This is a genomic window from Actinomadura mexicana (assembly GCF_900188105.1).
GTDB lineage: Bacteria > Actinomycetota > Actinomycetes > Streptosporangiales > Streptosporangiaceae > Spirillospora > Spirillospora mexicana.
The window spans coordinates 638,835-647,359 of sequence record NZ_FZNP01000003.1; the positions used below are offsets into that span (position 1 = coordinate 638,835).

8 protein-coding genes and 1 pseudogene are annotated in these 8,525 nt (G+C 73.1%); 7 read left to right on the forward strand and 2 right to left on the reverse strand.

Features of this window, described 5'->3' with window-relative positions; all coding sequences use genetic code 11:
- Window positions 1–108: 108 nt before the first annotated feature.
- The 6 genes and pseudogenes from CHC11_RS11385 to CHC11_RS11405 all read left to right on the forward strand — a co-directional run bounded on the left by CHC11_RS11385 (window position 109) and on the right by CHC11_RS11405 (window position 5,214).
- Window positions 109–1,191 (forward strand): S1C family serine protease, encoded by a 1,083-nt coding sequence (locus CHC11_RS11385; protein ID WP_089311594.1) that lies wholly within the window; start codon window positions 109–111, stop codon window positions 1,189–1,191.
- A gap of 94 nt (window positions 1,192–1,285) precedes the next feature.
- Entirely contained in the window at window positions 1,286–1,954 is a 669-nt protein-coding gene (locus tag CHC11_RS11390) for a TetR/AcrR family transcriptional regulator (protein ID WP_089311595.1), read from the forward strand.
- A pseudogene (locus tag CHC11_RS43825) lies at window positions 1,951–2,523 on the forward strand (ABC transporter ATP-binding protein); the annotation flags it as partial. The gene CHC11_RS11390 and the pseudogene CHC11_RS43825, both read left to right, overlap by 4 nt.
- Before the next feature lie 60 nt (window positions 2,524–2,583).
- Window positions 2,584–2,862 carry a DUF4162 domain-containing protein gene (locus tag CHC11_RS43830; RefSeq protein WP_425427302.1) on the forward strand — a complete coding sequence of 93 codons (279 nt, stop codon included), beginning with the start codon at window positions 2,584–2,586 and terminating at the stop codon, window positions 2,860–2,862.
- A complete protein-coding gene (locus CHC11_RS11400; protein WP_245919067.1) occupies window positions 2,859–4,517 on the forward strand; it encodes an ABC transporter permease in 1,659 nt (552 codons plus the stop codon). The genes CHC11_RS43830 and CHC11_RS11400 overlap by 4 nt, the downstream gene beginning before the upstream one ends.
- Before the next feature lie 94 nt (window positions 4,518–4,611).
- A complete protein-coding gene (locus CHC11_RS11405; protein ID WP_245919069.1) occupies window positions 4,612–5,214 on the forward strand; it encodes an LOG family protein in 603 nt (200 codons plus the stop codon).
- 86 nt (window positions 5,215–5,300) lie between these two features.
- On the opposite strand, the gene CHC11_RS11410 is transcribed toward CHC11_RS11405, so the two are convergent.
- Both CHC11_RS11410 and CHC11_RS40215 read right to left on the reverse strand, forming a co-directional pair.
- Entirely contained in the window at window positions 5,301–7,103 is a 1,803-nt protein-coding gene (locus CHC11_RS11410; RefSeq protein ID WP_089311598.1) for a thiamine pyrophosphate-requiring protein, read from the reverse strand.
- Window positions 7,104–7,131: 28 nt separating this feature from the next.
- On the reverse strand, window positions 7,132–7,308 hold the full coding sequence (locus CHC11_RS40215) for an SDR family NAD(P)-dependent oxidoreductase (protein WP_245919071.1): 177 nt from the start codon (window positions 7,306–7,308) through the stop codon (window positions 7,132–7,134).
- A gap of 153 nt (window positions 7,309–7,461) precedes the next feature.
- Between CHC11_RS40215 and CHC11_RS11415 the strand changes: the two genes are divergently transcribed.
- Window positions 7,462–8,289 (forward strand): inositol monophosphatase family protein, encoded by an 828-nt coding sequence (locus CHC11_RS11415; RefSeq protein ID WP_089311599.1) that lies wholly within the window; start codon window positions 7,462–7,464, stop codon window positions 8,287–8,289.
- The last annotated feature ends 236 nt before the right edge of the window (window positions 8,290–8,525 follow it).

The window sequence follows — 8,525 nt, forward strand, 5'->3', positions numbered from 1 at the left end:
CTCAAAGATCAGCTGCGGCTCTGACCTGCGGCATGACGTCGCAAAATCGTGCGTGGCGCGGCGCCCGCCGCGCGGCGGACGGGAACGGTGCCCTCTGGAGGTGGGAGCGTGGACAGGAGCGCGAGGGCGAAGGCGTGCGCGGCGGCGCTGGCGGGGTCGGTGGTGCTCGCCGGGTGCAGCGGGAAGTCCGAGAACGCGGGGAACGCCGGGAACGCGGGGCCGGCGTCGGTGCAGACGTCGGCGCCGGTGCCGGAGTCCGGGTCGGACCTGCAGCAGCAGTACGTGAAGGTCGTGGACGCCGTCCTGCCGTCGGTGGTGAAGATCCAGACCGATCAGGGGGAGGGGTCGGGCGTCGTGTTCGACGCCCAGGGGGACATCGTCACCAACGCGCACGTGGTCGCGGGGGCGAAGACGATCCAGGTCACCTCGTCCGGCGGGGGCTCCCCGGTGAAGGCCTCGATGGTCGGCGCGTTCGCCGCCGACGACCTGGCCGTCGTCAAGGTCAGCGGCGGGTCGCTGAAACCGGCCTCGTGGGGCGAGTCGAGCAAGGCGCAGGTCGGGCAGATCGTGCTGGCGATGGGCAACCCGCTCGGCCTCGCCGGAAGCGTGACGAACGGGATCGTCTCCGCGCTGCACCGCACGGTGTCGACCAAGGGGGAGGGGGCCTTCCAGGGCTCGACGATCGCCGACGCCATCCAGACGAGCGCGGACATCAACCCGGGCAACAGCGGCGGCGCCCTGGTCACGCTGGACGGGCAGGTGATCGGCATCCCCACCGCGGCGGCGTCCGACCCGCAGATCGGCGCCGCGGCGCCGGGCATCGGGTTCGCGACGCCGAGCGACACGGTCAAGCGGATCGTCCCGCAGCTCATCGAGTCGGGGAAGGTCTCGAACTCCGGCCGGGCCGCGCTCGGCGTGGTGGTGCGCACGATCGTCGACCCGCAGACCGGCCGGCGGTCGGCGGTCGCGGTCGTGGAGGTGCAGAAGGGCGGCGGGGCCGCCAAGGCCGGGATCGAGCCGGGCGACCTGGTCCTTTCGGTGAACGGCACCGCGACGCCCGACCAGACGGCGCTGACGACCGTCCTCGCGAACCTCAAGCCCGGCGAGACGGTGAAGGTCGAGATCCAGAAGCCGGACGGCTCGAAGAAGCAGGTCCAGGCGAAGCTCGGCGAGCTGCCCGGAGGCGGCTGACGCTCATCGCCTCGTCCCACCGCTTGACGGGGGCCTGTACGCGGGTACAGTGTACAAGCGTACAGGCAGCTGAACATCCGTACAGGGGGTGGGGATGGCCGCGCGGGAGCGGGCCGAGGACCTGACCGGGCGCGCCCGGATCAGGGACGCGGCCCTGCTGGAGTTCGCCGAGCACGGGGTGAAGGGCGCCACGATCCGCGGCATCGCGAAGGCCGCCGGCGTGTCGCCCGCCCTCGTCCAGCACCACTACGGGACGAAGGAGGCGCTGCGCGCGGCCTGCGACGAGCACGTGATCGAAGTGATCCGCGAGACCAAGCAGGAGGCCCTGCGCGGCGGGATGGGGAGCCCGAGCTTCCTCGCGATCGCCATGCGGACGGCCCTGCCGATCCAGCGCTACGTGGCCCGCGCCCTGACCGACGGGTCGGCCGCCGCGGCCGTCCTCTTCGACGACGCGGTCGCGTTCAGCGAGGAGATGCTCGAACGCGGCGCGCCCGACATGAATCCGCCGGCCACCGACGACCTGCACGGCTACGCGACGGTCATGACCGGCATGAGCTTCGGCCTGATCGTCCTGCACGAGCACATGTCGCGTGCGCTCGGCGCCGACGTCCTGATGGGCGACGGCTACCCCCGCATGGCGCTGGCGATGCTGGACGTCCTCGACGACCGGCTCCTGACGCGCGAACTGGTGGCGCAGACGCGCGCCGCCCTGAAGAACCTGCCCGCCCCCGGCGGGCGACCCCCCGACGAGGAGGACCGGTGACCACCAGCACACCCCCCATAGCCCTCTCCGGCCTGGTCAAGAACTTCGGCCGGACCCGTGCGCTGGACGGGCTCGACCTGACCGTCCGGCCCGGCGAGGTGCACGGCTTCCTCGGCCCGAACGGCGCCGGGAAGTCGACCGCCATCCGCGTCCTGCTCGGCCTGCTGCGCGCCGACGGGGGCACCGCCCGCCTGCTCGGCGGCGACCCCTGGCGGGACGCGACCGAGCTGCACCGCCGGCTCGCCTACGTCCCCGGCGACGTCACGCTGTGGCCGAACCTGTCCGGCGGCGAGGTGATCGACCTGCTCGGCCGCATGCGCGGCGGCGTGAACGCGCGCCGCAAGGCCGAGCTGCTCGACCGGTTCGAGCTCGACCCGCGCAAGAAGGGCCGCGCCTACTCCAAGGGCAACCGGCAGAAGGTCGGGCTCGTCGCCGCGCTGGCGTCCGACGCCGAGCTGCTGCTGCTCGACGAGCCCACCTCCGGCCTGGACCCCCTCATGGAGGAGGTGTTCCAGGAGTGCGTCCGGGAGGAGCGGCGGGACGGCCGCACCGTGCTGCTGTCCAGCCACATCCTGTCCGAGGTCGAGGCGCTCTGCGACCGGGTGACGATCATCCGCAAGGGCGCGGCGGTGGAGTCCGGGACGCTGGACGAGCTGCGGCACCTGACCCGCACGTCCATCGACGCGGAGCTGGCCGGACCGCCGGACGGGCTGGAGCTGCCCGGCGCGCACGACGTCCGCGTCGACGGCAACAAGATCCGCTTCGAGGTGGACACCCCCGCGCTGGACGCCGCGTTGCGGCGGCTCACCGAGGTCGGCGTGCGGAGCCTGAGCAGCCGCCCGCCGACGCTGGAGGAGCTGTTCCTGCGCCACTACAAGGACGAGCTCGCCACGGAGGCCGCGCGATGAGCGCGACGATCCAGGAGGCGCGGACGGCCGAGCCGTCCCGCGCGACACCGCTGCGGTCGCTCACCGGGACCGGCGGGCTGATCAGGCTGATCCTGCGCCGCGACCGGTTCCTGCTGCCGTCCTGGGTGATCGTGCTGGCGCTGATCCCGGTCAACTTCGTGGCGGCCACCGACGGCCTCTACCCGACGACCGCCGAGCGCCTCGCGTACGCGCGGACGACGGGGACGAACCCGACGTTCCTCGCTCTGTACGGGCCGCTGTACGACACGAGCCTCGGCGCGATCGTCGCCCAGCGCTCGGGGTTCATCCCGGTGATCATCGCGCTGATCAGCGTGCTCACCGTCGTCCGGCACACCCGGACCGAGGAGGAGGCGGGCCGCCGCGAGCTGCTCGGCGCCACCGTCACCGGGCGCGGCGCGGGACTGGCCGCCGCGCTCGCCGTGACGATGGCGGCGAACCTCGTCCTCGCCGCCCTGCTGACCGCGGGCATGGCCGCGCAGGGCCTGCCGCTCGCGGGCTCGCTGGCGTTCGGCCTGCAACTGGCCGCCGCCGGATGCGTCTTCGCCGCCGTCGCGGGCGTCACCGCCCAGCTGAGCGAGGGCGCGGGCGCCGCCCGGGGCACGGCGATCGCCGCGCTCGGCGCCGCGTTCGTGGTCCGGATGGCCGCCGACGTCGGCGGCGCGGGCAACGGGCTGTCGTGGCTGGGCTGGCTGTCCCCGCTCGGCTGGGGGAGCCGCATGCGCGCCTACGGCGGGGAGCGCTGGTGGACGCTCGCGCTGGTCGCCGCGCTCACGGCCGCCCTGGTCGCCGCCGCGGGCCTTTTGTCGGCGCGCCGGGACGTGGGCGCCGGCGTGCTGCCGCCCAAGCTCGGCCCCGCGGACGCCCCGCGCCTGCTCTCGGGGTCCCTCGGCCTCGGCTGGCGGCTGCAGAGCCGCGCCCTCTATGGCTGGCTCGCCGGGTTCGCCGCGCTCGGCGTGGTGTACGGCGCGGTGGCGGGCGGCGTCGGCGACATCGTCAAGGACAACCCCGAACTGGAGAAGGTCTTCACCCGGCTCGGCGGGCAGGGCGCGCTCACCGACGCCTACTTCGCCTCGATCATGAGCATGCTCGGCCTGATCGCCGCCGCCTACGCGGTCTCGGCCACGCTGCGGCTGCGCGGCGAGGAGACCGCGCAGCGCGCCGAGCCGCTGCTCGCCACCCCCGTCGGGCGGCTGCGGTGGGCTTCGGGCCACCTGGCCTTCGCGCTGCTCGGCCCGGCCGCCGGCCTCGGCGTCGCGGGGCTGGCCGCCGGGCTCGCGCACGGTCTGGACACCGGCGATCCCGGCCGCGTGGTGCCGCGCGTCCTCGGCGCCGCGCTCGCGCAGCTGCCCGCCGTGTGGCTGGTCGCGGCGATCGCGCTCGCGCTGTTCGGCCTCGCGCCGAGGCTCACCGGCGCCGCCTGGGCCGCCGTCGGCGTCTTCGCGGTCGTGACGCTCTTCGGAGCCGGGCTCGACCTGAACCAGTGGGCCCTGGACGTCTCGCCGTTCACCCACGTCCCCAAGCTGCCGGGGCACGACTTCGCGGCCGCGCCGCTGCTCTGGCTGCTCGCGGTCGCGGCCGCCCTGTCCGCCCTCGGCCTGCTCGGTTTCCGCCGCAGAGACCTCTCCACGGCATGACACCGTCCTCCACCCCCCAGCTCCCACCCCCACTCCCACCTGCCGCCGAACAATGGACGAGCCTCGCTCGACGACAGCCGTTAGATTGGGGCGGGTGAACTCCCGGAAACCCCTCGCCGTCTGCGTGTTCTGCTCGTCCAGTGGCAAGATCGACCGCCGGTACGTCGACTTCGCCGCCGAGGCCGGCGCCGAGCTGGCCCGGCGCGGCCACAGCCTCGTCAGCGGCGGCGCCCAGGTCTCGTGCATGGGCGCCGTCGCCCGCGCCGCGCGGGCCGGCGGCGCCCGCACGGTCGGTGTGATCCCCGAAGGGCTGGTCAGCGTCGAGATCTCCGACGAGGACAACGACGAGCTGATCGTCACCGCCGACATGCGGGCCCGCAAGGGCGAGATGGACCGGCGCAGCGACGCGTTCCTCGTCCTGCCCGGCGGCATCGGCACGCTGGAGGAGCTGTTCGAGGTGTGGACGGCCCGCGTCCTCGCCATGCACGACAAGCCCGTCGTCATCCTCGACCCGACCGGCGTCTACGAGCCGCTGCGCGAGCTGATGAAGGGCCTCACCGAGCAGGGCTTCGCCCGCCCCAAGATCTGGGACGCCGTCGGCTGGTCGAGCACCGTCCCCGAGGCGTTCGACCTCCTGGAACGGGAGCAGCCCCGCATCGGGTTCTCCACCGAGGACTACGCCGAAGCCGAACTCTGACCGGCCCAGGACCCTGTCATCGTGGGGGCGCCCCCCACGCCCGCCGAGACGGCTGACCGTCGTCCACCGCTCCGCTGGGACGCCGGTCAGTCATGTTTGCGGCCCGGCATGTTCTCGTACATGTCGGTCAGCTTCTGGCGGAAGCCGCGGGCCGCGATGCCGATCTTCTGCGGGTCCCTGAGGCCCGCCTTGACGGACTTTCTGGCCTGGTCCTTCATGATGTGCGGCGGGATCGGGGCGATCTCGGCGTCGACCACGAACTCCAGGACGACGGGACGGTCGCTCGCCAGGGCCTCCCGCCAGGCGTCGGTGACCTTCCCGGGATCGTCGCAGTAGACGCCCTTGAGCCCGCAGAGTTCGGCGTACTCGGAGTACGGGAAGTCCGGGATGCTCTGCGAGCCCTCGTACTTCGGGTCGCCGCCCATCGCGCGCTGCTCCCAGGTGACCTGGTTGAGGTCCTGGTTGTTGAACACGGCGAAGATCAGCGGCGCCCCGCCCATCCGCTCGGCGTACCGCTTCACGGTGAGCATCTCGTTCATGCCGTTCATCTGGAACGCGCCGTCGCCGACGAAGCAGATCACCGGGCGGCCGGGGTAGGCGAACCGGGCCGCGATGGCGTACGGGACGCCGGGGCCCATCGTGGCGAGGGTGCCCGACAGCGAGGCCCGCATGCCCCCGCGGAGCTTGATGTGCCGGGCCCACCAGTTGGTGGCCGAGCCGGAGTCGGCCGTGAGGATCACGCCGTCCGGCAGCAGCGGGGACAGCTCGTGCGCGACGGCCTGCGGGTTGATCCTGCCCTCGAAGCTCTGCCCGGCCCGCTTCTCCATGACCGTGTCCCAGGCGCGGACGTTCTCCTCGATCTCCTCGCGCCAGGAGCGGTCCTCCTTGCGGCGCAGCATCGGGATCAGCTCCCGGAGCGTCTCCCGGGCGTCCCCGACGACGTGCGCGTCCATCGGGTAGCGAATGCCGATCATGCGCCCGTCGATGTCGATCTCCACGCCCCTGCAGCTGCCCTCGTCCGGCAGCCACTCGGCGTACGGGAAGCTCGTGCCGATCATGAACAGCACGTCGCAGTTCATCACCATCTCGTCGCTGGCCCTGGAGCCGAGCAGGCCGATGGGGCCGGTGACGAACGGCAGGCCGTCCGGGACGACCTCGCGGCCGAGCAGCGCCTTGGCGATGCCGGCGCCGAGCAGCTCGGCCGTCTCGATCACCTCGGCCTCGGCCCCGGCGGCGCCCTGGCCGATCAGCATCGCGACCGCGGTGCCCTCGTTGAGGACGTCGGCGGCCTTGCGCAGCTCCTCGGGGTCGGGGAGGACGCGGGGCCTGCTCCACCCCACGCTGGAGTACACCGAGCCGTGCTCCTTGGGCGGCGACGGCACCGCGTCGGCCTCCTGGACGTCCTCCGGAATGATGATCGTCGAGACGCCGCGGGCGGTCAGGGCGGTCTTGAACGCCCGGTCGACGACATGCCGCATCTGGCCGGGGTGCATGACGATCTGGCAGAACTCCGAGACGTCGGAGAACAGGTTCTCCAGGTTGACCTCCTGCTGGTAGTGCGCGCCCTGCGCCAGGCGCTTCTGCTGCCCGACGATCGCCACGACCGGCTGGTGGTCCAGCTTCGCGTCGTACAGGCCGTTCAGCAGGTGGATCGCGCCCGGCCCGGACGTCGCCGCGCACACGCCGACCTCGCCGGTGAACTTCGCGTGGCCGCAGGCCATGAACGCGGCCATCTCCTCGTGCCGCGTCTGGATGAACTCCGGCTCCCCCTCGGCGCGGTCGAACGCGCCGAGCATCCCGTTGATGCCGTCGCCCGGGTACCCGTAGACGCGCTTCACGCCCCACTCGGTCAGCCGCCGGAGGACGTAGTCGGCCACCTGCTGCGCCATCGCTCTCTCCTTCGTCGTCACTCGTGCGTCATCGCCGCAGCAGCCTGGACGCGCCCGCGGCGGCCCCCTCCAGGCCCTCGTCCCCGCGGGCCAGGAGGGCGACCCGGACTCCGCGTCGCGCGAACGCCACGGCGGCGGCGCGCCCGATGCCGCCGGAGGCTCCCGACACCGCGACTACCGCGCTCTTGTCGATCTTGTACTTCATGCTCTTTCCCCAAGACGGCGACGTCGGGTCCGGCACAGGGGCCACTGCCCGAGTCGGGGACGCTGTAACAGCGGGGCCGCCCAGGCGCCTTGCCGGGCTCGGATACGGTCGTGATGTGCGCGTTCGTGACCTGGCCGTGATCGAAGGAGACCGATGAACCCTGATGTCCCCGCGTCGCGGGAGCTCGCCGGGATCGCCGAACTCGCCGCCCGCGCCACCGGGGACCGGCTGCGGGCGGCGTTCCGGTCGCGTCCCGAGGTCGATCTCAAGCGCGACATCCACGACCCGGTCACCGAGCACGACCGGGCGGCGGAGGAGACGATCCGCGAGGTGCTCGCCGAGCAGACCCCCGGAAGCGTGGTCGTCGGCGAGGAGGGCGGCGTGGGGGGCGGGGACGGCGACCTGCGCTGGTTCGTCGACCCCATCGACGGGACGGCCAACTTCGCCGTCGGCCTGCCGTTCTTCTGCGTGTCCATCGGCGCGGCCATCGGCGGTGAACTGGTGGCGGGCGTGGTGTACGACCCGGTGCGCGACGACATGTTCACCGCCTCGCTCGACGGCGCCACCTGCAACGGCGAGCCGATCCGCAGCCGGGGCGCGACCCGCGACGACGCCGCCGTCGTCGCCACGTCCTACCCGAGCGCTCACGACCTGAGCCTCGGGCGCGAGGAGGCGCTGCGGCGCTACGGCCGGGTGGTGGACGCGTTCGCCACCGTCCGCCGCCCGGGCAGCGCCGCCCTCACCCTCGCGCACGTCGCCGCCGGATGGTTGGACGTGGCCTACGACTCGTCCATCAACGCCTGGGACATCGCCGCCGGGCTGCTGCTGGTCAGGCAGGCCGGCGGGACGTACGTGCCGCTCGGCGGCGAGCCGGGCGGCAACGACTGGGAGGCGCCCGGGTACCTGGCGTGCGTGGGCGGCTTCGACCTCGCCGGGTCGGTCGTCGCCGAGGCCGCCGACTACAAGGGCGCCGGGGCCTGAGCATCCGCCCGGCGGGGCGCCGATGATGCGCCCCGTGGCGGATTGACAGCCGTTCGTGATCTTGACCAGACTCGGCGGTGCCGGTGGCGCGACCGGCGCCGCGCGCGTTTCGCGGGACAGGGACGGTGAACGATGATCGATGCGCTGGCCGGGCAGGTGGCCGCATGACTCTTGACATTCCGGTGACTCCCGCGGGTTCGCGGGCGGAGCGGATCGCGGGGTTGGCCGAGGTGCGG

Bases quoted from the DNA above. Each gene is read 5' to 3' on its own strand.
- CHC11_RS11410 (WP_089311598.1), bottom strand. From the start codon at position 7,103: ATGGCGCAGCAGGTGGCCGACTACGTCCTCCGGCGGCTGACCGAGTGG.
- CHC11_RS11390 (WP_089311595.1), top strand. From the start codon at position 1,286: ATGGCCGCGCGGGAGCGGGCCGAGGACCTGACCGGGCGCGCCCGGATC.
- CHC11_RS40215 (WP_245919071.1), bottom strand. From the start codon at position 7,308: ATGAAGTACAAGATCGACAAGAGCGCGGTAGTCGCGGTGTCGGGAGCC.
- CHC11_RS11400 (WP_245919067.1), top strand. From the start codon at position 2,859: ATGAGCGCGACGATCCAGGAGGCGCGGACGGCCGAGCCGTCCCGCGCG.
- CHC11_RS11415 (WP_089311599.1), top strand. From the start codon at position 7,462: ATGAACCCTGATGTCCCCGCGTCGCGGGAGCTCGCCGGGATCGCCGAA.